The sequence below is a fragment of the Stenotrophomonas maltophilia group sp. msm4 genome (assembly GCF_032025605.1).
GTDB lineage: Bacteria > Pseudomonadota > Gammaproteobacteria > Xanthomonadales > Xanthomonadaceae > Stenotrophomonas > Stenotrophomonas sepilia.
On record NZ_JAVSKK010000001.1, the window covers coordinates 1230864 to 1257583 of the forward strand.

Genomic DNA, 26720 nt, shown 5'->3' on the forward strand with positions numbered 1-26720 from the left:
GCGATCAGTCATGCGCGGGCACCACGCTGAACCTGCCCTGCGCACGTATATCGGCACTGGACGCCCCTACCCTGACCTCGTAGGCACCGGGCTGCACCGCGTACGCCGCACGCGCTTGGTCATAGTGGCGCAGGGCCTGCGCCGCCTGCAGGGTGAACGTCACCGTGCGGCGTTCGCCCGGGGCCAGCTGGACGCGCTGGAAGCCACGCAGTTCCCGCACGGCATCGCCGCTGCCGGCGTGTTCGCGCCGCACGTACAGCTGTACCACTTCATCACCGCTGCGTGTGCCCGCATTGGTCACATCCACCGTCACGCCCAGGCGGCCATCGGCGCCGATGGTGTCCGCATCGAGGCGGAGCGCTCCATAATCGAAGCGCGTGTACGAGAGTCCGTGACCGAACGGATACAGCGGCGTGCCGCGGAAGTAGCGGTAGGTGCGGCCCTCCATGGCGTAGTCGTCGAATGCCGGCATCACTTCGCCGGCCTTGTAGAACGTGACCGGCAAGCGACCCGCCGGATTGACGTCGCCGAACAGCGCCTGGCCGACGGCGGTGCCGCCGCGCTGCCCGGGGTACCAGCTCATCAGGATCGCCGGCAGATGCGCCTGCGCCCAGTCCACGGCGATGGCTGAGCCGCCGGTGAGTACCATCACCACCGGCTTGCCGGTAGCGTGCAGGGCCTCCAGCAGGGTGCGCTGCGGCGCGGGCAAGCGCAGGTCGGTACGGTCGCCACCGGCAAAACCCGGATAGTTGACGGTCATCTCCTCGCCTTCGACATCGCCGGTGAGTCCACCAACGAACACCACCACATCGGCCTCGCGTGCGGCATCGAGCGCTTCATCGAACGGCGCCTTGGCACCGGGCATGCGCCACCCCAGGCGCACGCCGGCATCGCGCTGGTCGTCGTAGTACTCCAGCTTCAGGTCATAGGCACGCCCCGCCTGCAGGTCGAGTTCGACACCCTCGGCATGCAGGCGATCCGTGTTCACCCAGTGATCGATCACACGCTTGCCGTCCAGGTACAGACGGTAGCCATCATCGCCGGCCACCTCCAGCCGGTAACGACCGGACACGGGGGGCAGCAGCTGGCCACTCCAGCGGATGCTGAAGCGGTCGTCGGGAATCCCCTGCCCCGGTGCCGCTTCGCCGCGTGCCAGCAGGTTGTCGGTCGGCGATCCGCGGTCCCAGCGGAAGCCGATCTGCGCGTCGGTACGTACCAGGGCCGGAGTGCCAGACAGGTCGGGCGTGCGGAAGTACTCGCCGCGCAGGCCGCGCTCGGGCGAGTCCGCTGAGGGCCGCAGGAAGGTCGGCTCGATCAACGGCGTGGCACCGGGGTCATCGCGGCCCTCCACCAGGTCGACGCCACGCGCATACCGCACCTCAGCGCCCTTGGCCGCCTCGCGTATGCCCTGCAGGATCGTGACCGGCGCGGCCGGTGTGCCGAAGTAGTTGCCGAGCAGCGCCATGGTGTCGTCGGCGGTGGGTCCAACCACGGCAATGCGCCTGGTGTCGCGCGACAGCGGCAGGATGCCATCGTTCTTCAGCAGCACCAGCGATGCCTGCGCGGCCTTCAGGGCAAGCGCATCATGGGCCGGCGCCTGGTTCACCGAGGCCGGAATGCGCGCCCAGCGCACCCGCTCCGGCGGATCGAACATGCCCAGGCGCATCCGTGCGGTGAACAGGCGGGTCACCGCATCGTCGATCTCCGCTTCGCTGATCAGTCCCTGGCGCACTGCCGCAGGCAGCGTTGCGTACTCCTGGCCGCATTCCAGCTCGGTGCCGTTCCTGACCGCCAGCGCCGCGGCGGCTTCGCGCGTGGCAACGATATGGTGGTGCTTCCAGATGTCGACGATGGCCCAGCAGTCCGAGACCACGTAGCCCTTGAAACCCCAGTCGCGTCGCAGCACATCACGCAGCAGGAAACGGCTGGCACTGGCGGACTCGCCGTACACGCGGTTGTAGGCGCCCATGACCGCATCCACTTCGCCCTCCTTCACCAGCGCCTCGAACGCCGGCAGGTAGGTGTCATACAGGTCCCGCCGGCTGGGCCTCGCATCGAAGTGATGGCGGTCGGCCTCCGGTCCGCTGTGCACGGCCAGGTGCTTGGCGGTGGCGTCCAGCTTGCGGTAGACGGGGTCGTCGCCCTGCAGGCCGCGTACGAAGGCCACGCCCATGCGCGCGGTGAGGTAGGGATCCTCGCCGTAGGTCTCCTGTCCGCGACCCCAGCGCGGGTCGCGGAAGATGTTGACGTTCGGCGACCAGAAGGTCAGGCCCTGGTAACGGCCATGCGCGCCTTCTCGGAGGAACTGGTGGTGCTTTGCGCGGGCCTCGTCGCTGATGGTCGTGGCCACCTGCCCCATCAACGGTACATCGAAGGTCGCGGCCAGGCCGATTGCCTGCGGAAACACCGTGGCCTGCCCCGCCCGTGCGACGCCATGCAACCCCTCATTCCACCAGTCGTAGGCGGGCACTCCCAGCCGTTCGATTGCCGGTGCAGCATTCTGCATCTGCGCGGCCTTCTCTTCCAGGGTCATCTGCGCGACGAGTGCGGCGGCCCGTTGCTCGAAGCTTGCCGAGGCATCCAGCCAGGGCCGTGGCGCGGCCGCGGACGCCGCGGCCGCCACGCAGGTGAGGACGAACAGGGTAGCCCGGCCACGCCACGTGCGGCGGCGGGTCCTGGACGAAATCGACAGTCTCATTTGCTTCTCCCGGTGCGCTCGTCGCGCGCGAAGGGACCCAGCAGTGCGCCCACGAAGCCGCCTGCCCGGTCCGTACTCAGAACGGTGCCGTCCACGTCGCCTGCGAGCAGTTGCCAGCCCTGCCCGTCGCCGGTGTCGAACGAGAACGCGTAGGCGCCCTCGTTGCCGGCAATCTTCAGGCGCAGTGCTGCAGACGCCGGCACGTCATGGCTGGCCAGCGTCCGCGTGCTGCCCCCCCCGTCACACGCTTCGAGAAAGAGCGAGAGGCGACCCCCGCCAAGGTCACGAACGCCGAGGAAGTACCAGTACGCCTCGCTCTGGAACGCCGCCAGACCGGCGGCGACACCGGGGGCTGGCGGGGTCATCGCGGTGCTCGCCTCGAAACGCAGGTGCTGCTGGCGCCGGCCGAGAAATGCCGGATTGCGCAACGTGTCCAGATCCTCGGCAAGCGGGTGCACGGCCAGCATCCCGGGGCGCTTGTGCAGGTCAGCCCAGGCATGCCTGGGCACGCGCACGCGCAGCCACTGGCGATCGAGCGCTGGGCCATCAAAATTGTCGCGCGCCACGAAATTGCCGGTCGACGGGGCCTGCGATGCCTCGCCCTGCATCCATGACGGCGCCTTGGCCACGTAGGGAATGGCCTGGTCGGTCGGCAGGATCTGCGGCCAGCCATCCTGCCATCGCACCGGCAACAGGTAGGTCTCGCGCCCGGTGTTGTAGTGGCGCTTCTGATAGTTGCGGCTGGCCAGGAACACCGCCCACCACGAGCCATCCGGGCCTTCGACCAGGTCGGCGTGGCCGGCATTGGTGATCGGCAGCGGACGGTCGTCCGGCAGCTCGCGCTGGGTCAGGATCGGATTGCCCGCATAGGGAACGTAGGGTCCCCACACCGCGCGGCTGCGCAGCACCACCTGCGAATGCTGCGGCCCGGTACCTCCTTCAGCGTCGGACAGGTAATACCAGCCCTCCCGCTTGTAGATGTGCGGTCCCTCGATCCAGATCGGATTCTTCGCCGGCTCCACGCCTCCATCAACCAGCACCCGGCGTGGCCCGACCGGCTTGAATGCCGGCAGATCGATCTGCTGCATCCAGATGGCGCGGTGCCCGTCGTAGCGCGGCGGACCGGGCGGTGCATCGTTGTTGATCAGGTACACCTTGCCGTCGTCGTCGAAAAACAGTGATGGATCGATGCCATCGATGCCGGGCAGCCAGTGGGGATCGGACCACGGCCCGGCCGGGTCGCGCGCCGTGGCAATGAAGTTGCCGCCACTGTCGGTGGCCGTGGTCACCACGTAGAAGACCCCGTCGTGGTACTCGATGGTGGGGGCGAAGATGCCGCGCGACACGCTCAGCCCGTCGAAATCCAGCTGCGTGGGGCGGTCAATCACGTTGCCGATCTGCTTCCAGTGCACCAGGTCAGCACTCTCGAACACCGGAATGCCCGGGAAGTAGGTGAAGCTGGAATTGACCAGATAGAACCGGCCGTTCGCGCGCACGATGCTGGGATCGGCATGGAAGCCGGCCAGTACCGGATTGCGGTAGTGCCCGGCCGGCAGCGGCACTTCAAACGCCTGGTCATTGCCGCGGTACTCGAACCAGTCGAAGTACACCGGCGGAGCGTCCGGCGGCGCGCTGGCCCGGGCGGCTGCGGCCGACAGCAGGAACACTGCCGCCAGCAGCCGGCGCGCCATGGATCTCAGGCCGGCCCTGTCGCGGGCCACAGGGGACTGCGTAGACAAGGTCATCATCGTCGGGCCTCGGCTTCGGCAATGGGAAGTTCGAACGGGCCGGCCGGCGCCCCGCTGCGATCGCGCAGCGTGCACACCGGGCCATCGGCCCAGCAGTAGCGGACATGCGTTGCGCGCGTGGACAGCGGGCCTCGCAGCAGGATCCGGCGCACATCCAGTTCGGCGTCGGCGTACTCGCAGTGGCGCGCATGGCCCTTGGCCTCGCACAGTTCAAAGCCGATCGGACGCAGCGCACCGGTTGCGGTGAGCGCGCCTTCGACATCCTCGAACGCAATGGCGACGGCCGTGGGCGTCCGCACGGCGGTGACCGCCCGCGGACCTGACGGTGCCAGATCCTGCTCGCCGTACACCACGTGGCGCGCCACGCGCGCCAGGCGGCGCCCGAGCTCCTGCTTGTTCGGCGGGTGGATGTCGTAGGCATCGCCGATGTCGATGGCGATGGCGAGCCCGCTCTGCGCATCCTCGGCGGCGACGCGCCGCTGCGACTCGCGCACCTGCGCCCAACCGCTGTCGGCGGGCGCAACCGGCGGCTGGCCATAGCTGGCCAGCTGCGCGAACAGCAGTGGCGTGCGCGCACCGAACTGACGCCGCCAATCGTCGCGCAGCGCACGCAACCGCGCCGCGTACGCCGCGCCATCACCGGTGTTCGATTCACCCTGGTACCACAGCATGCCGCGCAGCCCGAAAGCGCCGAGCGGTGCGATCATTCCGTTGTACAGCGTCGACAGCCCGGTGGCGGCCTGCCAGGGGGCAAATGGCGGCGCCTGTTGGCCCGGCGCCACCCGGTACTTCCACGGACCCTGCAGTGCCACCCGCTCACCGTTGTCGAACTGCAGGCCGTATGCCGTGGCGGGGCCGGCCAGGCCGCCTTCGCCGTAGGTGTCCAGCACGTTGACCGCAATGCTGTTGGATCCTGCCTTCAGCAGGCCACGTGGCAACGGGTAGCGCCTCTTGCCGGCGCCGTACTGGCTGCCGACGGCGACCCCGTTCACCCAGGTCACGTCCACCTCGTCGGCCGATGCCAGCTCCAGGGTCGCGCCGCGTGCAGCCTGTTCAGCGCTCAGCATCACCTGCGTGCGATACCAGACCATGCCGTTGTAGTCGGCAAGCGCGGGCTCGATCCAACGCTCCCATGCGCCCAGTGTGGCCGGTGCGCGCGGCCATCCTCGGTCATCGGCATCCGCGCGCCATGGGGCGTCGCCGGGCGGCGTGCCCTCGCGTGTGGCCCACCAGTGCTGCCAGTAGCGGCCCCAGGCTGCGCGTGCCTCCAGCGGATTACGCGCAGACCGCGCGAGAATATCGAGTGCCTCGTCCAGGCTATCCTGCCCTCGCAGTGCACCCACGCTGGTCCAGGCCTCGATCCGCGAGCCCCCCCACGCCGCCTCGATCAGCCCCATCGGCACGTCGACGGTGCGCTGCAGTTCGCGCGCGAAGTAGAAGCAGGTGGCGGAGAAATCGCGCACCGTATCAGGCGTTGCCGATGTCCAGGCAGTGCTGCCGTTGAAGCTCTCCTGTGCCTGCACGGCGGCGTGCTGCGGCACGGTGAACAGCCGGATCCGTGGCATCGTGGCGGCGGCGATCTCGCTGGCTGCGTTGAGCGAGCGCCACACCGGCAGTTCCATGTTCGACTGGCCCGAGCACAGCCACACGTCGCCGACCAGCACGTCGCGCGCCATCTCCCGACGTGTCCCGGCGTTTACCTCCAGCGTATGCGGACCGCCCGCGGCCACCGGGGGCAGCGTCGCCTGCCAGCCGCCTGCGGCATCCGCCCGGGTGCTTACCGCCTGCCCGGCAAACGTCACGGAAACCGGCTGCCGAGGGCCTGCGTGCCCCCAGACCAAAATGGGCCGGTCACGCTGCAGGACGGCGTGATCGCTGAACAGCGGATGCAGCAATCCCGCTACTTCCCGCGCCGCGGCCGGCATCGCCACCACTACCGCAGCCATCATCAACAGCGCGCACCCGACCGCTCCGAACCTGCTCATCGCCCATCCCCCGGTGCGAACGGAAACTGCAACGCCTGGTAGTACGACAACGGATGCGGCGGCGGCCGCTCGCCGGCGGGCAGCGCCCGGCCACTGAGCGACTGGAAGTACGCCACGCTGGCGTCACGCCACCATTGCGCTTCGTCGTGCTGGATCTGCAGGAACGCCGCGACGTGCCGATGCCGCTGCGGATCGATCCGGTCGCGCAGGCCGGCCCAGGTCGCCTGCATCGACTGCACCTGGCGCACGCCGCGCGAATAGCGCCCGACCAGTTCGTCCCAGAGCGTCCTGCCCGAGCGCATGCGGCGGTCCCACGGCACATGATGGAACCACAGCAGCAGCGACTCGGGCACCCGCTCGGGGTCGCCATAGACCTCGGCGACCTGCGGGGCGTACTGGCCCACGGCGTTGCTTCCGCTGGCGCTGCGGTCAAAGCCGATGCCCTTGCTATCTGCGCGGTGGTAGTAGACCGACGTCCAGTCCGCACGCGGGCCGCCGTCCACCCAGGGGCCGGGGCCGTAGTGATGGCCGCGTGCCATGAGGTGATGCAGGCCCAGCGGCGTCATGTAATCCACTGCCGCCTCGCGCGAGTCCATCATCATCCGCACGATCGGGCCGGTCACCTGCGGGTCGGGCGAGAACGTCAGCGCTGCCCAATCTTCGGCAATCGCGCGCGCGGATTGCTGCGGGTTCCATGCCAGTCGGCCGAAGGCGTACCAGTTGGCCTGGTCGAAGTGCGAGCCACTCCAGGTACGGTCCATGCCGATGTTGGCGACGCCGGCGATACCGGTCAGTGCGTGGCCCTCCAGCGAACCATCGACCACGCGGGCAATGGTGGAGCCTTCGCCGCGGGCATGCGTGTCGGCCTGCAGCACTTCCTCGTAGAGCGTTCCCAGGTAGACCAGGTGCGTCGCAAAACCCAGATATTCCTTGGTGATCTGCAGTTCCATCATCAGCGGCGTGCGTGGCATCGCGCCGAACAGCGGATGGAACGGCTCGCGCGGCTGGAAGTCGATGGGGCCGTTCTTCACCTGCACGATCACGTTGGGCCGGAAGGCGCCGTCCAGCCCGACAAACTCGCTGTACGCCTGCTTGGCGCGATCTTCGGGGACCTCGTGCGAATACACGAAGGCCCGCCACATCACCACGCCGTTGTAGGGCGCCAGCGCGTCGGCCAGCAGGTTGGCGCCGTCAGCATGGGAACGACCGTAATCCTGCGGGCCGGGTTGCCCCTCCGAGTTCGCCTTGACCAGGAAGCCGCCGAAATCCGGAATGTGCGCATGGATCTCATCGACCTTGTCGCGCCACCAGCGCCGCACGCCGGGATCCAACGGGTCAGCCGTCGCCAGGCCGCCGAGCTCGATGGGCGCACTGAAGCGTGCGCTCAGGTAGACCCGGATGCCATAGGGGCGGAACAGATCGGCCAGCGTGGCGGCCTTGGCCAGATAGGCCGGCGACAGGCTCAGCGCATTGGCGTTGACGTTGTTGAGGACGGTGCCGTTGATGCCGAGCGAAGCGTTGGCACGGGCGTAGTCGGTGTAGCGCGGGTCACGCCATTGCGGCAACGTCTGCCAGTCCCACAGCGAGCTGCCCGCATAGCCACGCTCGACGTAGCGGTCCAGGTTGTCCCAATGGTCGAGCACACGCAGTGTGACCCGCGGCGACTCCCGAACGTCCAGCCCCTGCAGCGGCATGCCACGCTGCAACAGGCGCAGCAGGTGGAACGTGCCATACAGCACGCCGACATCCCGGCGTGCCGCCACCAACAGCACATCGCGCCCCTCGGTCCGGACCTGCCGGATCAGGAAGCCCTCGTCGCCCAGCGTGACAACCTCGTTGCCGATCGCGGCGACCAGCGCCGAGGACTGCGGCGTACCCAGCACCAGGGCATGGCCAGTACTGATTGCCGTTCGCATTGGCGGCGCCGCTCCGAGCAATCCAGAAAGGCTCCGCGCAAGCTCGTCGCGGGTGGCGCGCTGCATTGGCGTGCGATCCGGGGCCACCACTTCGGCCAGTTGCCGCCGGTAATCGGCAGCGACCGTTGCGGCAACCGGCTGGTAGCGCATCCACAGCCCGTAGCCATCCTCCGCCCGTGCCCCGCCAGCACAGGCCAGCAGTGCGAGCACGGCGCACAGGCGCGTGCCGACAGTACGCAACAACGGCGTTAACATGCGCTTTTGTAGACTACGTCCGGGCTCGGGGCGGCGCATCATCGTCCTTCGCACCCGCGCGGCAGCGCCACCAAGAACAAAGGGATCGTGCATTGGACAAGCCGAAGAAATCGGTTCGCCGCAGAACCGCAGGCGTGACGATCGACGAGGTTGCGGCCCTTGCCGGCGTTTCGCCGATGACCGTGTCGCGGGTGATCAACCAGGGCAAGGTGCGTGATGTCACCCGCGAGCGCGTGCTGCGCGCTGTGCGCGAGCTGGGCTATACGCCCAATCTTGCCGCCAGTTCGCTGGCCGCCGCACAGCACACGCGCATTGCGCTGATCTACACCAACCCCAGCGGCGCCTACCTGCGCGAACTGCTGGTGGGCCTGCTGCGCGTCGCCTCCAGTTCCGCCATCCAGCTGGTCATCGACTACTGGGACAGCCTGGATGCCGAAGCCGAACGCAGGGCGGCGCGCGCGCTCGCCGGACGCGTCGACGGGGTGATCCTGCCGCCGCCCCTGTGCGAATCGCAGGCCGCCGTAAGCGAACTGGTCAAGGCTGGCATTCCGGTGGTGGCCATCGCATCGGGGCGCCTGAGCGAGGCCCTGTCCTGCGTCCGCATCGACGATTTCAGTGCGGGCAGGGAAATGACCGATCACCTGCTCCGGCAGGGACACAGCCGCATCGGTTTCATCCGTGGGCGCGATGACCTGAGCGCAAGTGCGCTCCGCTACGACGGCTTCGTCACCGCCCTGCGCGAGGCCGGGCTGGCGGTGGAGCCTGGCCTGGTCCAGCACGGTGACTACACCTACCGGTCCGGCCTGGCTGCCGCCGAAAAGCTGTTGTCCCAACGCCGCCCACCGACCGCGATCTTCGCCAGCAACGACGACATGGGCGCTGCCGCCATCTCCGTCGCGCACCGACGCGGGCTGGAAGTGCCGCGCGACCTGTCGGTCGTGGGATTCGATGACACCTCGGCCGCCACTACCGTGTGGCCGGAACTGACCACGATCCACCAGCCCATCGCCTCGATGGCCAACGCGGCCGTCGACATCCTGCTGCGCACCATCCGCCGTCCGGCAGGGGACGCAACGGTGCTGCGCGATCATGTGATGCCGCATCGGCTGATCGCACGCGGTTCGGTCGCCGCGCCGCCCCGTGCGCGGTAGCGCAGGCCTCATGCTCCGCATCCGAGGGTGACCTCGGCTTCGTTCAGTGCGCCCAGCGCGACGCGTGACACGGAAATCGTCATCGCATCGCCCGTCGCCACCGACCACGGTCGGTCGATCGCGTCCAGCTTGGCGCCCGCCTTGGCCAGGCACTTCAGCGGCACGCCGACACGCTTCCACTGGCCCTGTGGAAGCGCCGCCAGCGCCGGCCCGATGGCGATGCGCGCCGAGCAGCCCACGCCGCAACCGACCGACAGCCACGCCTCACCCTTCGGGGCTGCGTCCACCCGCAGCGTGGTCAGCAGCATTAGGTCGCCGTTGGATTCGCGCTGCAGGTCCAGCGTCGTGTGCGACTGCAGTGCCGCGACGGCTTCGCCATTGCCCGACCAGGCCAGGCGTCGTCCATCCTCCTGCGCCAGATGATCCACGCCGGTGATCTTCAGCCGATCATCGGGCAATGCGTCCGGCACGCGGGTCACGGTCAGGCCCTGGCCAGCAGCATCCTCGAGCCGCAGCGCCATGCCAGGGCCTGCGTCACCGCGCGCAAAGAACACGCCGGTCGCGCCCTCGTTGCCGGTCGCGCCCGATGCCTCCGGCAGCGCGGCCAGGTCGCCGTTGTCGGAGTAGGTCAGGCCGAATCCGAACGCAAACAATGGATCGTAGTCCTTTTGGCCCACGTTGTTGGCGTACTGGGTGGCAGTGCGCGGCCAGCTGAAACTGAGCTTGCCCTTGAAATCGTACTGCACGCGTCCATCGCTTCCGCGCAGCAGCACATCGGCAATCCCGGCGCCTTCCGAACCCGGCAGCCACGCAGCTACGAAGGCATCGGCGGCATTGATTTCCCGGTTCACCCAGAGCGGCCGCCCGCTCAGGAAGACCGCGACAACCGGTATGCCATCGGCCTTGAGCCGCTTGAGCAGCGCCAGGTCCGTTTCGTTGCCGGGCTTGTAGGCCAGTGTCGGCCGGTCTCCCTGGAACTCGGCATAGGGGTCCTCGCCAAACACCACCACCGCCACATCGGGCTTCACTGCGTAGCGACCGTCGACGGAAAGAACGGCTTCCCCCCCCGCCGCGCTGGCCTGGCGCGCGATGCCCTCGTAGACCGTGTCCGCATTGGGGAAGTCCTTGCGGGTGGTGCCGGTGCCCTGCCAGTTGAGCGTCCAGCCGCCGGCCTGCTTGCCGACATCGTCGGCACCGTCGCCGGCCACGAGGATCCGCTGCTTCGGCGACAGCGGCAGGAGGCCGTTCTGGTTCTTCAGCAGGACCAGTGATTCGCGCACGGCCTGCCGGGCAACCGCGCGATGTGCCGGCGCGCCGATCAGTGCGAACTGCCCGCCGACGGCCCGCGTGGATGGCCTGCCGGCCTCGAACAGCCCAAGGCGGAACTTGACCCGCAGGATCCGGCGCACCGCATCGTCCAGGCGTTGCGGCGTGATCCGCCCATCCTTCACCGCAGCCAGCGTCGTCTCGTAGAAACCCTTCCAGCTGTCCGAGGCCATCGCCATGTCCAGGCCCGCGTTGATCGTGGCCGGGCAGTCTGTAGTGGTGCAACCCTTGACCTGTCCATGACCATTCCAGTCACCCACCACGAAGCCACCGAAGTTCATGCGGCCCTTGAGTACATCGGTAAGGTAGTGCCGGTGCCCATGCATCTTTTCACCGTTGACGCTGTTGAACGACGCCATCGCGGTCTGCGCGCCGGCGGCGATTGCCGGCGGATATCCGGCGGCGTGGATGCGCACCAGATCTGACTCGCTGATGCGGGTGTCGCCCTGGTCCTTGCCGTCAGTGGTGCCACCGTCGCCGAGGAAATGCTTCACCGAGGCGATCACATGGCGGCCATCGAGGAACTCCGGGGTTCCCACCCTGCCCTGCAGCCCCTCCACCATGGCGGCGGCATAGCTGGCCACCACGTCCGGCGATTCGGAGTAGCCTTCGTAGGTGCGTCCCCAGCGATCATCCTGGGGTACGGCAACGGTCGGCGCGAACGTCCACTCCATGCCGGTAACGCGGGTCTCCAGCGCGGTGATGCCACCGATCTGCCGCAGCAGCTCCGGATTGCGCGTGGCGCCCAGCCCGATGTTGTGCGGGAACAACGTGGCGCCAATGATGTTGCTCTGCCCGTGCACGGCATCGATGCCGAACAGCAGCGGAATGGGCTTGCCGCCTTTCGACGTGTCCATCGAGGCGTCGTAGAAGGCGTCGGCCAGCGCCAGCCATTCGGCCGGCGAGGCGTCGTAGCGGCCACCGGGATCGGAGTTGCCACCGGCCAGGATCGAGCCAAGCCGGTAGCGGCGCACATCGTCGGGGGTGACGCTGGCGATGTCACCCTGCACCAGCTGGCCGACCTTTTCCTCCACCGTCATGCCGGCCATCAGGTCGGTGATGCGCTTCTCCAGCGCCGGGTCCGCAGCCAGGGGCCAGATGACCTCCGGCCAGGGATCCTTGTCGGTGGCTGCGGCGGCGGCAGCCCGGTCCTGGCCGCGGCAGCCGAGCAATCCCAGCATCAGTGCGGCGACCAGCGCGCCGCTGCGGATGACGAAGGCCTGCGATGTCATGGTGCTCATCCTTCCATCTGCTCCAGTTCCTTGCCCTTGGTCTCGTGCACATGCCGGACGACGAAGATCACCGAGATCACGGCAGCCACCAGGTAGATGCCGTAGGTGGCCGCCAGCCCTGCCGCGGCCAGCAGCATCGGGAACGTCACCGTGACCACGAAGTTGGAGGTCCACTGCGCCGCGCCGGCGACTGCCAGTGCCGAACCGCGGATCTGGTTCGGGAACATCTCGCCCAGCATCACCCACATCACCGGTCCCCAGGACAGATTGAAGAACACGACATAGGCATTGGCCGCCACCAGTGCCAGCGTGCCCATGCGGCCGGGCAGCTGCAGATGCCCGTCGGCCAGCGAACCGCTGGCAAACGCCACCACCACCAGTGCAAGCGACAGCGACATCCCGGCCGAGCCGAACCACAGCAGGGGCTTGCGGCCGATCCGGTCGATCAGCAGCACGGTGACCACGCAGGCACCGATGCTCAGTGCGCCGGACAGCACGTTGATCAGCAGCGCGTCGTTCTCGGAAAAGCCGACTGCCTGCCACAGCACCGCGCCGTAATAGAACACCACGTTGATGCCGACCAGCTGCTGGAAGCAGGCCAGCCCGACGCCGACCCACACAATCGGGCGGATCCGCCCGGTCGCCCGGCTCTTCAGATCGGACAGGCGCGGGCGATGATGGTCGTTGGACAGCGAGGCATCGATCTCCTCGAGCGTGGCCCTGGCCTTGTCGCTGCCCAGCAGCCGGGTCAGCACCCGCAGGGCGTCTTCCTTGCGCCGTTTCACCACCAGGTAGCGCGGGCTCTCCGGAATGGTCAGCAACAGCAGCAGGAACACCAGTGATGGCGCGGCCTGCATCCAGAACATCCAGCGCCAGGCGGCCTGCCCGCCCCACAGCGGCTCGGTCGACGCGCCCGCTGCGGCCGCCAGCAGGTAGTTGGACAGGAACGCGGCGGTGAGGCCGGTGATGATCGCGATCTGCTGCACCGTAGCCAGGCGTCCGCGGTAACGGGCCGGAGCGACCTCGGCAATGTAGGCGGGCGAGATCACGCTGGCCGCGCCGACCGCGAATCCGCCCACCACCCGCGCCGCAATGAACCAGCCCGACGAGACCGCCGCCCCGGCACCGAGCGCCGACAGCAGGAACATCACTGCCGAAAGGATCAGTACGTTGCGACGGCCGAGCCGGTCGGCCAGCCGTCCAGCACTGAACGCGCCCACCGCACAGCCCAGCAGCATCGACGCGATCTCGAACCCCTGCATCCATTCGCCGGACCGGAACGCCTGGTGCAGGCCATCCTGGGTGCCATTGATCACGCCGCTGTCGAAGCCGAACAGAAAACCGCCAATCGTCGCCACCACGCTGATCAGTACGATCAGCCGCGTGTTCTCACCGCTGCCTGCTGCCTGGTTCATCCCCGTCCCCTTGAGTGCACCGTTGCCGCGCTCAGCGCAGCAGGTACTGGTTGAGCAGGTTTTCGTAACGCTCCTGCTTGCCGCTGGCCTGGCGCGGTTCGCCGAGGCGGGCGGCCAGTGCCGCCAGGTCCGGCAGGCTGAGCGTGCCACGCTCGAAATCCTGGCCGGCGCCGGAATCGAAGCTGGCGTAGCGCTGCGCACGCCATTGCTCCCACGGCGACTCGGTCAGCAGTGCATGGGCAACCTCCAGCCCGCGTGCGAACGCATCCATGCCGCCGATATGGGCAATGAACAGATCCTCCAGGTCGGTCGACTCACGGCGCACCTTCGCATCGAAGTTCAACCCGCCCTCCAACCCGCCCTGACGCAGCACGACCAGCATTGCGCCCACGGTGTCGTACAGATCGCTGGGGAACTGGTCGGTGTCCCAACCGTTCTGTGCGTTGCCGCGGTTGGCATCGATGCTGCCGAGCAGGCCATGATCGGACGCGACCTGCAGATCGTGCTCGAAGGTATGGCCGGACAACGTGGCGTGGTTGGCCTCGATGTTGAGCTTGAAGTCCTTGTCCAGCCCGTGTTCCTTCAGGAAGCCCACCACCGTGGCACTGTCGAAGTCGTACTGGTGCTTCATCGGCTCCATCGGCTTGGGCTCGATCAGGAAGTTGCCCTTCAGCCCGATGCTGCGGCCATAGTCGCGTGCCATGGTCAGGAAGCGCGCGAAATGCTCGATCTCCCGCTTCATCTGGGTATTGGCCAGCGACGCATAGCCTTCGCGCCCGCCCCAGAACACATAGTGCTCGCCACCGAGTTCGACCGTGGCCTCCAGGGCGGCCTTGACCTGCACGGCTGCACGCGCGACCACCGCGAAGTCGGGATTGGTCGATGCGCCGTTCATGTAGCGCGGGTGCGAGAACAGGTTGGCCGTGCCCCACAGCAGCTTGACGCCAGTGGCCTCCTGGCGTGCCTTGGCCAGGCCCACCATATGCGAAAGGTTCTTCTGGTACTGGCCGATGTCGTCGGCATCCGGCGCCAGGTCGATATCGTGGAAGCACCAGTACGGCACGCCCAGCTTGGTGAAGAACTCGAACGCTGCGTCCACCTTGGCTTCTGCCGTGGCCAGTGGCGAGGCGGCCTCCCACGGGAACTGCCGGGTGCCCGGGCCGAACGGATCGTGCCCGGCATTGCAGAAGGTGTGCCAGTAGCACACGGCGAAGCGCAGATGCTCCTGCATGGTCTTGCCACCGATGACCCGGCTGGCATCGTAGACCTTGAAGGCAAGCGGATTGTCCGAGCCCTTGCCCTCGAACGGAATGCGGCCGACGCCGGGGAAGTATTCCTTGGCGCCGATGAAGGGCTGCGTGCTCATGGTGCGTGCTCCTGTCGTTGTACGGGGTGTCGTGGAGGAGCCATCAACCGCGCTGCAGCGGCGTGATGGCATCGAGATGACTGAGGAAGCGTGCGTAGGCCCGTGCATAGGCATCGCTGCGATCCGGATCCGGTCGTGCGGACAGCGCGGGATCGACGGTGACGTGCCGTGCGGTGATGTCGCTGATCGAAGTGGCGTTGCCCTGCGATCGCGCGAGCGCCCACAGCGCCTGCAGCGCTGCTCCAAACGCCGCACCCTCGGCCTGCGCCGGGACCTCCACCGGCAGGCCGAATACATCGGCCACCAGCTGACGCCAGGCAGCGCTGTTGCTGCCGCCGCCCGTGAGCACGATGCGATCGAACTGCATGCCCGCGCGGACGAAGGCGTCGTAGCCGTACTTCAGGCTGTAGGTCGCGCCCTCCATGGCGGCGCGGTACACATGCGCCGGGGTGAAATTGGCGATGTCCAGGCCAGCCAGCACGCCCTTGCCGAGCGGCAGGTCAGGGGTACGTTCGCCATTGAGGAACGGCAGCATCACCAGGCCCCCTGCCCCCGGCGGCGTTGCGCGAAGATGCGCGTCGCCGTCGCGGCTGCTGAAACCGAAGGCGCTGGCCACGCGTTCGGTGGCCACGGTGCAGTTCATGGTGCAGATCAGCGGCAGCCAGCCCCCCGTGGACGAGCAGAACGCCGCCCACGCGCCATCCGGATCGATCACCGGCGAGCCGGAATACGCAAACAGCGTTCCGGAGGTTCCCAGGCTCATCGCCAGCCGCCCTTCCGTGACGCAGCCGGTGCCGATCGCCGCCATCATGTTGTCGCCGCCACCAACGGCCACCTTCACCGCCGCTGCAAGCCCGAGCGCGGCCGCAGCCTCCGGCGCGATATCGAACAGGGCATCGGGCGCAGCGACCGGCGGCAGGCAGGCAGCAAGATCACGATCAGGATCGGTGGCGCGCAGCAGTTCCTGCGACCAGGTGCGCGTGCGCACGTCCAGCCAGCCGGTTCCGGACGCGTCGCCAAGCTCGCAGAACCGCTGCCCGGTCAACACGAAATTCAGGTAGTCGTGTGGCAGCAGGATGGTCACCAGCCGCGCATAGGCGTCGGCACGGTGGGTGCGGGTCCAGGGCAGCTTGGACGCTGTGTAGCCGGCCAGGATCGGGTTGCCCGCCAGCGTTATGGTTCGTTGGAACCCGCCCACGGCGTCCATGATCTGGATGCATTCGGCCGAGGTGCTGGTGTCGCACCACAGCTTGGCCGGTGCCAGCACCTCGCCAGCATCGTCAACTGGCACGAATCCATGCTGCTGGCCCGATACCGCCAGCGCAACGATGCGTGCGCGCAGCGAGGGATCGATCCGGGCAAAGCAGTCGCGCAGGGCCGACACCCAGTCGGCCGGCGCCTGTTCACGGCTGCCATCGGCACCGCTGTCCAGCGCGAGCGGCGCGCTGGCCGAGGCCACCACCGCCTGCTTCCGCGGGTCATAGACCAGCACCTTCAGGCTCTGCGTCCCTGCATCGATCCCTGCAACCAGACCCATCGAAACCGCCTCCGATCAAGAAAGGTAGCGCTAACATTCCGTGGACTCAAAAAGGGGGCGTGGTGTCCGGCCCCCTCGTTGCCACCGCGCGCGTCATCGCCCGCGGTGTTGCCGCACTGTAACCAGCCGCAGCGGAAAAAGCGTGCTGCAACGCAAAACCCTGCTACGCGCTTGCTTCCGTCGAACGCCACACGTCCACGCCGGACCTGCAGTACTGCGCGATGAACTCCGCCTGCGCCGGCATCTGCGCGGCGGCCTGCTGCACAGGCCGTTGGATGCCCTTCAACAAGGTGCGCAGATCGACATCACTCACGGCCCGCGCCAGCGGGTGCGCAGGACCGGGCGCGATGCCCTGCCCGAGCAGCACGCTGGTCCAGGATTCGACGCGGAACAGCTCGCCGGGGTCCTGCCACGCATGCGCACGCTCGCGCCACGCCTGCAGCCGATGCTGCAGCGACTCGGGCACGCGCATCTCGCGACAGGCCTTCCACATCGGTTCGCTGCGCTGCGTGGCGTGGTAGTGCAGGATGATGAAGTCGCGCACGTGCTCCATTTCCTGGCGGCTGACATCGTTGTACAGCTGCACCAGCGATGCACTGATGCCGTCGAACGGGAACAGCTGGATCAGCCGCACCACTGCGCTGATCGTCAGATGGATGCTGGTCGACTCCAGCGGTTCGATGAAGCCGCTGGCCAGCCCGAGCGATACCACGTTCCTGTTCCAGGCCTTCAGCCGGCGTCCACTGCGGAACGGCACCTTCCATGGATCGCGCAAGGGTGGAGCCCCGGCATCGCGCAACAGTTTCGCGGCGGCCTCGTCATCGGACAGATGGCGGCTGTCATACACCAGCCCGCAGCCAACGCGGTGCTGCAGCGCGATGTGCCAGCGCCACCCCGCCTCGTGGGCGATCGCCCGGGTATAGGGTACCGGCGGCGCCACCGCTTCGGTCTGCACCGCCACGGCCCGGTCGCACGGCAGCCATTCGTGCCAGTCCTCGTAGCCGGTGCCCAGTGCCTGCTCGATCAGCAGGCCGCGGAAGCCGGTGCAGTCGATGAACAGATCGCCCTCGATCACCTGGCCGTCGTCCAGCACCAGCGCCTGCACCGAACCGTCGTGCGCGTGCTGCCTGACCTGGGCGATCCGGCCTTCGATCCGGCGCAGGCCGTGGGCCTCGGCCCTGCCGCGCAGGAACCGCGCATACAGACCGGCATCGAAGTGATACGCATAGCTGGCCTGCGGCTGGGTGTGCAGCGAAAAGCGGTCGCCACGCGAGGCGATGCTCTCCAGACAGAAGTCGCCCAGGTCCGAGGGCATGCCGCGGCGCAGGCTGTCCAGCCAGAAGTGATGGAAGGGGGCCGCCCAGGTGCCATGGCCGATGGTGCCGAACGGATGGAAGAAGCGATCGCCCGGCAGGCGCCAGTTCTCGAACGAGATCGACAGCTTGAAGGTGCCGGCCACCGCGCGCAGGAACTCCTGCTCGTCGATCTGCAGGAAGCGGTGGAAGGTGCGGATCGGCGGCACAGTGGACTCACCGACACCGACCGTGCCGATCTGCTCGGACTCGACCAGCGTGATCTGCAGCTGGTCACGGAACTGGTGCGCAAGCGCGCAGCCGGCCAGCCAACCCGCCGTACCGCCACCGGCAATGACCACCTTGCGGATGCGCCCTGAAGGCGTGCTCTGGGTATCCAACATGGTGCCCTCTCTCAACGGTTGAGCCTGCCCAGCAGCATCGCGCGCATGCGGCGGGCGCGCTGCTCGTCGAACGGTGCCAGATCCCCGCGCGCGGCGTCAGGCAGGTGCTGCCCCGCGCGCTCGCCAGGGCCGAATGCGTAGTAGCGGAAGAGCCCTTCCCAGGCCTGCTTTTCGCGCGCCGGCAGATCACGCACGGCCCACATCGCGTGGTGCAGCGCCGCCAGCGCGGATCCCAGCCAGGCCGGCGAGCTTCGCCACCAGTAGTTCACCAGCACGTTGAACGGTTCCAGGCTGCGTACATGGTGCCACCACATGCTGGGGATGAAGATCGCATCGCCGGGCCCAAGCACCGCGCGGCGCGCGTGCGCCAGCGCCTCGCGGAAACGTGGATGCCGATCGAAGTCGGGCTGTTCGAAGTCCACCACGCTGACCACCTGTCCCCCCGGCGTGGGATCGAGCGGGCCCGGATACAGATTGTCGATCTGGTCGGGCGGGAACAGGGTGAACTCGCGCTGCCCCACCGCGCAGCAGGCGAGGTTGTCGGGTGTGTCGAAATGGCACGAGGCCGTCACCCGGTTGCCGATCCAGATGCTGGCGGTGGCGTCGATGCCCTGCTTGGCCAGACCGGCGTCGTTGGCCTGCGCGAATGCCGGCAGGAGTGCCCGCGCGATCGGCAGCGAGGCCACGTAGTAGGTTGGCGGTTGCGGTACATGCAGCGTCATGGCGATCTCTTCCAGCACCTGGGCCAGCACGCCGCGCCGCACTTCGAAGTTCAACCGGGTGAAGTCCGCGCTGTAGAACGGGCGCCCCCCGATCTCGGCGCCGCCGAACGAGTACTGGATGGGTGCACCCGCATCGACGCTGCACAGGTACGCCATTGCATCCTGCACCCCGCCCAGCCCGGCCTGGACCAGTGGCCAATCGGTGGCGATGCCACGCAGTACGACCGGCTCACCGGCCTCCACCAGGTCAGCCAGTGGCAAGGCGGCAGGATCGATGCCTTCCAGGATCCGCATCGGCAGGGTGGCCTGCACCGGTCAGTTCCTGGCCGCCTGCGCGGTGCCGTCCTGGACGCGGAGACGGCGCTGCTTCTCGGCGATCAGGCGGCGCATGTTATGCAGCGAGGCAAGCATCAGGTACGCACCCTCCAGGTAACCGGCGCGGTTCAACGCAGCCAGGCGTGGACTGTCCAGCGCAGCCAGGCGCTCGCGGTCGATGCCGTGCAATCCGCTCACGCTCACCCGGTGGTGCGCCGCGATCTGCACGTCGAGCGTGACCGGCTGGATGAGGCCACAGTCGTCGAGCATCGTGAACATCCCGGCCGCGAAGGCACTGCCCTCGTGGATGCCGCGCAGCACGCTGGCGATGTGGTCCAGGTAAGGGGTGTTGCCGCCCTGCGGCAGGAACACCGGCTCGCCGCCCCCGTCGGTGACGCGCGGATGGTCCAGGTCCACGTGCATCACCGCATCCTGGGTGAGCAGGCCATCCACGTAGTGCTCCTGGAAGCCGATCAGGAACGGCCCTTTGGCCGCCGCGCCAGGCAGGTAGGAAGCATTCCAGCGCCCGTCCTGCAGGAACAGGTTCTCGTGTTGCTCGAAACCCAGCAGGGCCACGGACTGCCACGCTTCCGTCCCGGTTTCCCTGCGCAGGAAGATCGGATACTCACGCTGCAGTTCTGCGAACTCGCTGGGATAGGCCGGCACCATGCCCACGGCATCGCCGAACTGCTGCCCGAATCCGGTGGCGACCTTCAGGTCCCGATGCGCGATGTTGTTGAGCATTTCGTAGCGGGCCATCAGGGTATCCAGTGCGGGGTGGCTGGCCGGCAGCGTAGCGCAGGCGCGACAGCTGCGGCGACACCGTCCCGGCACGGCACCGCTGGCGGGCAGCGGTGCCGTGCCGGACGCATCGGCAGCCAGGCTCAGAACTTGTAGCGGACGCCCAGCATGTAGCGCGGGCTTTGGTCAGCCAGCTTGACGATCATCTGCGACGTGCGCGAGCGCCACCGCACATCCTCGCCGGTCAGGTTGATCGCCTCCAGGCTGAAGGACCAGTGGTCATCCAGCGCGTAGTTGACGCTGAGATCCCACTGCTCGTACGGCTCCACATAGTAGGGATTGCGGCTGGAGCCCTGGTTGGCCAGGATCAGGTACTGGTCGCGCCAGTTCCATGCCAGGCGCACCGACCACCCGTACTTCTCGTACATCAGCATAGCGTTGGCAGTGTCGCTCAGGCCGGTGAGCGAGAACTGGTCGACGCCCGGATCGCCGCCATTGTTGTAGCCGACATCGCCTTTGACCACGGTGTAGTTGGCCAGCACGCCGAAGCCGGTGTCACCGAAGAAGTACTGGCCGCCCAGCTCCCAGCCATGCAGCTTGGATTTGTTCTGGTTGATCGGGCGATTGACGTTGAACTGGTACAGCGGATCGTTGGGCTGCCCATACAGATCGTAGGCCGCTTCGGTGGCCAGCACCTGCGCATCAGTGCCGTTGTAGGCGCCGAGGCCGGCAGGATTGTTTCGCAGCAATGCCAGCGCGGTGAACAGCGAGGTGTCGTTGGCCGAGCAGGCGGCCGCATTGGCCGGCCCGACCTGGGCGACGCAGGCGCCGCTGGTCAGGAAGTCCAACGCCGCCCGCGCATCCGGCCCGGAGGTCGGGTCGGTGAGGCCGTACAGGCTTTCCTGCACGACGGTGTTGCCGATGAAGTTGCTGACCGACTTGTTCCAGTAGGTCAATGACACATAGCTGGCGTCGGCGAAGTACCACTCCAGCCCCAGGTCGAGGTTGTCCGATTCCAACGGCTTCAGGCTCGGGTTCTGCGAATTGCCGCTGGCGCGCGACGAGGGATCGATCAGCACCGAGCCGAACGGCTGCTGGGCCCCGGGTCCTGCATAGAGATTGCCGTACGGCGCGCGGGCGATGCTCTTGCCGAACGAAACGCGGCCCTTCAGTTCCTCGGTGAAGTCGATGCTGAAATCAAGGTTGGGCAGGATGTAGCTGTACCGCGCCTTCTCCGTGAAGGGCTGCTGCTCATCGGACAGCACGATGCGGAAATCGTTGTTGGCCTGCCACTCGATGGACTCGGGGACGGCAATGACCGAGGTCGACACCACGTCAGTGGTTTCATAGCGCACGCCCAGGCGGGTGTTGGTGCGCATGCCACCCAGCTCCCCGTCCAGCTCCACCTGGAAGTACGCCGCCTTGGTCTTCTCTTCCACGAAGTTGTCGGCCGCGCGTTGCGGGTTCACACCCAAGCCGACGCCGTACTCGCGCGATGCCCATTGCGCGAGCTGCCCGGCATTGCCGCGCCAGGCGGGCCAGCTGTTGGCACTGTAGTCGTCGAACAGGCCGACGATGCTGACCGGCTGCAGCAGGTCCATCAGGCCTGCGGCGGTATCCCGGTCCACGTTGGCCACGCCCCAGTCGCCCAGGGTCGAGTAGGCCTCGGCGGCCTGGATGCGGTGGGTGGTGGACTTGTTGGTGTCCACGCCGAACTGGAAGCGCCCGTGGTCGAAGTTCCATTCGCCATCGACGCGCGCCTGCTTGATCTCGCTGATCTGGGTCTGCGCGTTGACGCGCAGCACCTGCGTGCCAATCTCGCCTTCCTGGAAGCCCGGATTGACCACGCCATTGGTCCCGGCGACCGCATCGGCGGTGCTGGGATACCAGACCTGGGTGCCAACCGGCAGGCCATTGTTGAAGTTCAGCTCCTGCACCCAGGAGCCACCGCAATGCGGGCCACGGGTACAGTTGTTGGTGCCGGCGATGCTCATGAAGATCGAACCACCGCCGGTCAGCGGATCATTCGGTCGGCTCTCGTTCTTCGAGTTGTGCGCATCAAAGCTGAGCTTGAAGCGGTCGCTGACATTCCAGACGGCGTTGAAGCCCAGCGAACCCAGCTTGTACTCCTGCATGCTGCGCTGCTGCTCCAGGCCGAAATCCTTGGTGCCGGCGATTTCGCGGATGTATACCGGTGTCGCGACGGCGCCACTGGTGTCGAACTCGACGTTGGTGTAGTTGCTGTTCTGCAGCCACATGCCCTGCTCGCCACGATTCTCGGTGATCTCGTTGGTCGAGTAGGTGTAATCCACGGTCAGGGTCAGGCTGTCCGTCGGTGCGAACTGCAGCACGGCCTGGCCGTTGACGCGTTCGCGCTCGAATTCGGAGAACGCGTAGCGCAGGTCATTGGGCCGCGCGTAAAGCTGGCCGACGGCCGGAGCATTGACCACGGTCGGGTTGCCCGGCATCGCCCCTGTCCACGGCTGCACGTTCCAGTAGTTCTCCGTGGCCTGCACCGAGCCACCCTTGCGCTTCTGCTGGCTCGCGCTGAGGCTGACGCCAAAGGTCTTTTCCGGATTGCTGTAACTGAAGATGCCCGACAGCTCCGGTGTCAGGTCATTGTCGAACGGCTGGCTCTGGTCGGACACCAGCTTCGCCCCGGCGCTGGCAACGATGCCGGCGTGATCGAGCGGACGCGAGGTCAGGATGTTGATCGTCGCACCGATGCCACCGCTGGGCACCTGCGCCTGGCTGGTCTTGTAGACCTCGATACCATTGATGGCCTCGGCAGCCAGCTGCGCGAAATTGAAGGCGCGGGTGCCGCCGTCGACACCGCCGATGGCGACCTGTCCAGAGGCACCGAATGCATCGGCACCCGGCATCTGCCGACCGTTGAGCGTGACCATGTTGAACTGGGGGCCGAAGCCACGCGCGGTCACCTGCGCGCCCTCGCCGTCACGGCGCTCGATGGAGATGCCGGTGATGCGCTGCAACGACTCGGCAAGATTGGTATCGGGGAACTTGCCGATGTCCTCGGCACTGATCGCGTCGACCACGCCCGCCGAGTCGCGCTTGATGTCCATGGCCTGGCTCAGGCTGTTGCGTATGCCCGTGACCTGCACTGCATCAAGCTGGGTGGGTTGCGACTGGCTCTGCGGCTGCGGCCCGGTCGCCGGTGCGGCGTCCTGCGCAAAGGCGGGATTGATGACCAGGGCACCACCCACGAAGGTGAACATGGCCCGGGACCGGAACTTCGCCAACGCGCGGCTCATGAACCGGACCTCGGGCCCGGGGTGCCACGGAAACTGCAGGTGCTCATGAAAGTCCCCTCTGACATACGATCGAATGGATGTACCGCCCCCTCCCAGGGGCACGCACGGGCGTGGCCCGCATTCCAAACCGAACAGCACGGGTGCTCGGGCACGCCGCGACTTACACTTGCTTTTCAAGCCTGCCAGGACAAACACGCGGCAAAGAAGGCAGCCTCCCGGACCTTGGATCCCCGTCCGACTGGTAGCGCTACCATGGCGTTGCAGCGGAGAGTAATCACCGAGGTTCGCCGTTGTCACCATGCAGCGCAGCAAAACCGGCAGCGCGCCAATGACTCGGCCGTTGCTGCATCCGGTCACGCTCACCCGACGTAGGAAAGATGCCCGCACTTGCGGGTCATCCAGAAAGGAACGCACCGTGAACGCTCTTCAGCGCATCGCCGCCGCAGTCGGCTTCGCCGTACTCGTTTCGTCCGGCTCCTCGGTTTTCGCCGCCAACACCGTCATCGTGGGCGGGGCAGAAATGTACCCCACCAGGACCATCGTCGAGAACGCCGTCAATTCCAAGGATCACACCACGCTGGTTGCAGCGGTCAAAGCAGCCGGCCTGGTCGACACCCTCAACGGCGCCGGGCCCTTCACTGTTTTCGCGCCCACCAATGCGGCCTTCGAAAAGCTGCCTGCAGGCACTGTCGATACACTGGTGAAGCCTGAAAACAAGGCACAGCTGACCCGGATCCTGACCTACCACGTCGTCCCGGGCAGCTACAGTTCGGCCCAGCTTCTGGCCGATGCCCGCAAGCACGGCGGCAAGGCCACCCTGAAGACCGTGCAGGGTGAGCCTCTCACCGTGGCGCTCCACGATGGCAAGCTCTGGGTCATCGACGCAAAGGGTGGAAAGGCAGGCATCAGCATTGCAGATGTCGGCCAGTCCAACGGCGCCATCCACGTGGTCGACACCGTGCTGATGCCCAGGTAAGCGGCCTCACGCAACGGGCATCCGGCGCGATGCCCGTTGCCCGGGCCCGGTCATCCCGACGTCACCATGCGGATCCCTGCCCGGCATGGCGTAGTAGCTACCACTCCGGCCCGAGCAGCTTGGTCACTTCGGCCTCCAGTTTCTGCGCGGCCTCGTCCTGGGAGGCGACCTTGATGCACAGCCCCGACTGCGCCGGCCCCGGCACCAGCTGGTAGCGGTTGATGGTGCCGCCACCGTCGCCGTCCAGCGCTACCCGCGCCACTACCGTTCGGCCATTGGCGTGGAAGGTCCAGTCCTGATAATCAAACATGCCTAAGTTGGTGTGCGGCCAAGATGTCATCCCACTTTAGGCGGCACGCCAGTGAAGAACGCTCCAGGAAGATGTTCAGCGCGCGTGGACATGATGGCGACAGGGCCTATCGCAGTGTCCGCGCCAACTGCAGGACATCGGCGAAGAAGGAGGGATAGTCGTCCTGTGGAGCGCTGCGGGTCTCGCGCCGGTGGACCAGACGCACGGCGACCACCCGCTGTTCCGGGACGATCATCAGGTATTGGCCCAGGTAGCCGTTGGCGGCAAAGCCGACGACCGGCCCCCGTATGATGTCGTAGAGATCGGCGCGCTTCAGTCCGCGCGCGGAGATCTGGCTCCGGCGGCGGGCTTCAACTCAAGCAGCGTCTCCCGGTCGTGCATCACCAGGACCGCGTCGGAATGCGCGCCACGCGCGTTGCGCTCGATCGCGGCGAGGGCTTCGGCACGCGTCGCCGCTTGGCTGGGCCCGGCGATGCCGAACACCAGGGCCAGGGCGCAGGACAACCAGCAGGATCCTGGCATCGCAATCTCGTCCAATGAGTGTGCGTGCAGTGTGACTACATGCGTAGTCACACTGCAGTGGCTGAAGTGATGGCGCGCTTGCGTGCTGAACGTGGGCTGGGCGCCACCCCGGCCCACCTGCAACGCGGTCGTCCGCAGCGGTCGCCATGCAGCGCCGCACGGTATGATGCGGCGACCCGGAACCTGCGATGATTGCAGCGGCCGCCCATCCGCTGATCGCGCGCCAGGCCCCCCCCTGCGCCGGGGTCGGTGCAGGTGCCGCTGAAGCCCCACTCCATGCTTGCCTCCCAAGCCCCCCTCCTGATCTGGGCAGCGGTCGCCGTTGCCACCCTCGGCCTGCTGTTCCGTCCTTTCCGCATCCCCGAATATGTGTGGGCGCTGGGCGCTGCCGCCGTGTTGCCGCTGCTGGGCGCCGTGTCGCTGCACACCGCATGGGGCGCAGTGGCCGAAGGCCGCGACGTCTACCTGTTCCTGGTCGGCATGATGGTGCTGGCCGAACTGGCGCGGCGCGAAGGCCTGTTCGATTGGCTGGCGTTGTACGCGGTGCGGCATGCGGGCGGATCCGGGCGACGCCTGTTCGACCTGGTGTTCCTGGTCGGCACGCTGGTGACGGTGTTCCTGTCCAACGATGCAACGGCCGTAGTGCTGACGCCGGCGGTCTACGCCGCCTGCAAGGCGGCGCGCGCCAACCCCCTGCCCTACCTGTTTGTCTGTGCCTTCATCGCCAATGCGGCCAGCTTCGTGCTGCCCATTTCCAATCCGGCCAACCTGGTGGTGTACGGCCAGCACCTGCCGCCGCTGCTGCAGTGGCTGGCGCAGTTCGCGCTCCCGTCGGCGGCGGCGATCGGTGCCACCTATCTGGTCCTGCGCTGGGTGCACCGGCGCGAGATCGCCCAGCCGCTGGTGGCCGCGCCGGCGCATCGCCCGTTGACCGACGGCGGCCGGCTGAGCGCACTGGGCGTGCTGTTCACCGGCACCGTGTTGCTGGTCACGTCCGCCTTGAACGGGCCATTGGGCCTGACCACGTTCTGTGCGGGCACGCTGAGTGTGGCCGTGGTGGCGATCCGCCAGAGGCGCAGCCCGCTGCCACTGCTGCGACACGTGTCCTGGGGCGTGCTGCCGCTGGTGGCGGGACTGTTCGTGCTGGTGGAAGCGGTGGCGCAGACCGGTGTCATCCAGAGCGCGGCCAGCGCGCTGCAGGCTCTGGCGCAGGCATCTCCCCGCCAGGCCAGCTGGCTGGCCGGTGGCGCGGCTGCGCTGCTGAGCAACGTGGCCAACAATCTGCCGGTCGGCCTGGCCGCCGGTTCGCTGGGGCAGATGGCCGACCTGCCGGCGCAGACCCGTGCCGCATTGCTGGTCGGCGTGGATCTGGGGCCCAACCTGTCGGTCACCGGTTCGCTGGCGACAATGCTGTGGCTGGTGGCGCTGCGCCGCGAGGGCGAGCATGTCAGCGCGCTCGACTTCCTGCGCGTCGGCGCGCTGGTGATGCCGCCGGCGTTGATCGGAGCACTGCTGCTGCTCTGATCGGCGCGCAAGC

At 67.4% G+C, this 26720-nt stretch carries 17 protein-coding genes and 1 pseudogene; 3 read left to right on the plus strand and 15 right to left on the minus strand.

Translation table 11 applies throughout. From position 1 onward, the window contains the following. Positions 1 to 4: 4 nt before the first annotated feature. The 4 genes from ROV93_RS05880 to ROV93_RS05895 are packed head-to-tail and all read right to left on the minus strand — an operon-like array spanning position 5 to position 8587. Positions 5 to 2698 carry a glycoside hydrolase family 3 C-terminal domain-containing protein gene (locus ROV93_RS05880; RefSeq protein WP_312538756.1) on the minus strand — a complete coding sequence of 898 codons (2694 nt, stop codon included), beginning with the start codon at positions 2696 to 2698 and terminating at the stop codon, positions 5 to 7. Then, entirely contained in the window at positions 2695 to 4389 is a 1695-nt protein-coding gene (locus ROV93_RS05885) for a glycoside hydrolase family 43 protein (protein WP_072167076.1), read from the minus strand. Before ROV93_RS05885 ends, ROV93_RS05880 begins: the two co-directional genes overlap by 4 nt. 53 nt (positions 4390 to 4442) lie before the next feature. After that, on the minus strand, positions 4443 to 6395 hold the full coding sequence (locus ROV93_RS05890; RefSeq protein WP_080376902.1) for a sialate O-acetylesterase: 1953 nt from the start codon (positions 6393 to 6395) through the stop codon (positions 4443 to 4445). Positions 6396 to 6427: 32 nt separating this feature from the next. Next, the gene (locus tag ROV93_RS05895; protein ID WP_141653558.1) at positions 6428 to 8587 is read right to left on the minus strand and encodes an alpha-glucuronidase family glycosyl hydrolase; all 2160 of its coding nucleotides are present in this window, start codon (positions 8585 to 8587) and stop codon (positions 6428 to 6430) included. A 107-nt stretch (positions 8588 to 8694) separates the two neighbouring features. On the opposite strand from ROV93_RS05895, the gene ROV93_RS05900 reads away from it, so the two are divergent. Beyond that, complete coding sequence (locus ROV93_RS05900) at positions 8695 to 9753, plus strand: LacI family DNA-binding transcriptional regulator (RefSeq protein ID WP_312538759.1); 1059 nt, start codon at positions 8695 to 8697, stop codon at positions 9751 to 9753. 8 nt (positions 9754 to 9761) lie between these two features. On the opposite strand, the gene ROV93_RS05905 is transcribed toward ROV93_RS05900, so the two are convergent. From ROV93_RS05905 to ROV93_RS05940, 8 genes are all read right to left on the minus strand, one after another. Next, positions 9762 to 12320, minus strand: a complete 2559-nt coding sequence (locus ROV93_RS05905) for an exo 1,3/1,4-beta-D-glucan glucohydrolase (RefSeq protein WP_141653555.1) — start codon at positions 12318 to 12320, stop codon at positions 9762 to 9764. Beyond that, positions 12317 to 13726, minus strand: coding sequence for a sugar porter family MFS transporter (locus ROV93_RS05910; RefSeq protein WP_072167080.1), 1410 nt, complete (start codon positions 13724 to 13726; stop codon positions 12317 to 12319). The genes ROV93_RS05905 and ROV93_RS05910 overlap by 4 nt, the downstream gene beginning before the upstream one ends. Positions 13727 to 13757: 31 nt before the next feature. Continuing rightward, a complete protein-coding gene (gene xylA, locus ROV93_RS05915; RefSeq protein ID WP_072167081.1) occupies positions 13758 to 15092 on the minus strand; it encodes a xylose isomerase in 1335 nt (444 codons plus the stop codon). A 43-nt stretch (positions 15093 to 15135) separates the two neighbouring features. Continuing rightward, positions 15136 to 16629: a xylulokinase gene (gene xylB / locus ROV93_RS05920; RefSeq protein ID WP_072167082.1), complete on the minus strand. Its 1494-nt coding sequence runs from the start codon at positions 16627 to 16629 to the stop codon at positions 15136 to 15138. 163 nt (positions 16630 to 16792) lie between these two features. Beyond that, positions 16793 to 18325, minus strand: coding sequence for a tryptophan halogenase family protein (locus ROV93_RS05925; RefSeq protein WP_072167083.1), 1533 nt, complete (start codon positions 18323 to 18325; stop codon positions 16793 to 16795). Positions 18326 to 18336: 11 nt separating this feature from the next. Then, positions 18337 to 19359, minus strand: coding sequence for a cupin-like domain-containing protein (locus tag ROV93_RS05930; RefSeq protein WP_080376903.1), 1023 nt, complete (start codon positions 19357 to 19359; stop codon positions 18337 to 18339). A gap of 3 nt (positions 19360 to 19362) precedes the next feature. Continuing rightward, complete coding sequence (locus tag ROV93_RS05935) at positions 19363 to 20121, minus strand: SapC family protein (RefSeq protein ID WP_312538765.1); 759 nt, start codon at positions 20119 to 20121, stop codon at positions 19363 to 19365. Between the two features lie 125 nt (positions 20122 to 20246). Beyond that, on the minus strand, positions 20247 to 23375 hold the full coding sequence (locus ROV93_RS05940; RefSeq protein WP_072167085.1) for a TonB-dependent receptor: 3129 nt from the start codon (positions 23373 to 23375) through the stop codon (positions 20247 to 20249). A 415-nt stretch (positions 23376 to 23790) separates the two neighbouring features. Between ROV93_RS05940 and ROV93_RS05945 the strand changes: the two genes are divergently transcribed. Next, positions 23791 to 24351: a fasciclin domain-containing protein gene (locus ROV93_RS05945; protein WP_180890326.1), complete on the plus strand. Its 561-nt coding sequence runs from the start codon at positions 23791 to 23793 to the stop codon at positions 24349 to 24351. Positions 24352 to 24448: 97 nt separating this feature from the next. Here the strand turns inward: ROV93_RS05945 and ROV93_RS05950 are convergent, their stop codons facing one another. From ROV93_RS05950 to ROV93_RS05960, 3 genes and pseudogenes are all read right to left on the minus strand, one after another. After that, positions 24449 to 24661 (minus strand): hypothetical protein, encoded by a 213-nt coding sequence (locus ROV93_RS05950; protein WP_049411161.1) that lies wholly within the window; start codon positions 24659 to 24661, stop codon positions 24449 to 24451. A gap of 106 nt (positions 24662 to 24767) precedes the next feature. Beyond that, positions 24768 to 24998: pseudogene (locus ROV93_RS05955) on the minus strand (penicillin-binding protein); the annotation flags it as partial. After that, complete coding sequence (locus ROV93_RS05960; protein ID WP_072167087.1) at positions 24974 to 25165, minus strand: hypothetical protein; 192 nt, start codon at positions 25163 to 25165, stop codon at positions 24974 to 24976. The pseudogene ROV93_RS05955 and the gene ROV93_RS05960, both read right to left, overlap by 25 nt. A gap of 294 nt (positions 25166 to 25459) precedes the next feature. Between ROV93_RS05960 and ROV93_RS05965 the strand changes: the two genes are divergently transcribed. Beyond that, entirely contained in the window at positions 25460 to 26707 is a 1248-nt protein-coding gene (locus ROV93_RS05965) for an arsenic transporter (RefSeq protein ID WP_072167088.1), read from the plus strand. The last annotated feature ends 13 nt before the right edge of the window (positions 26708 to 26720 follow it).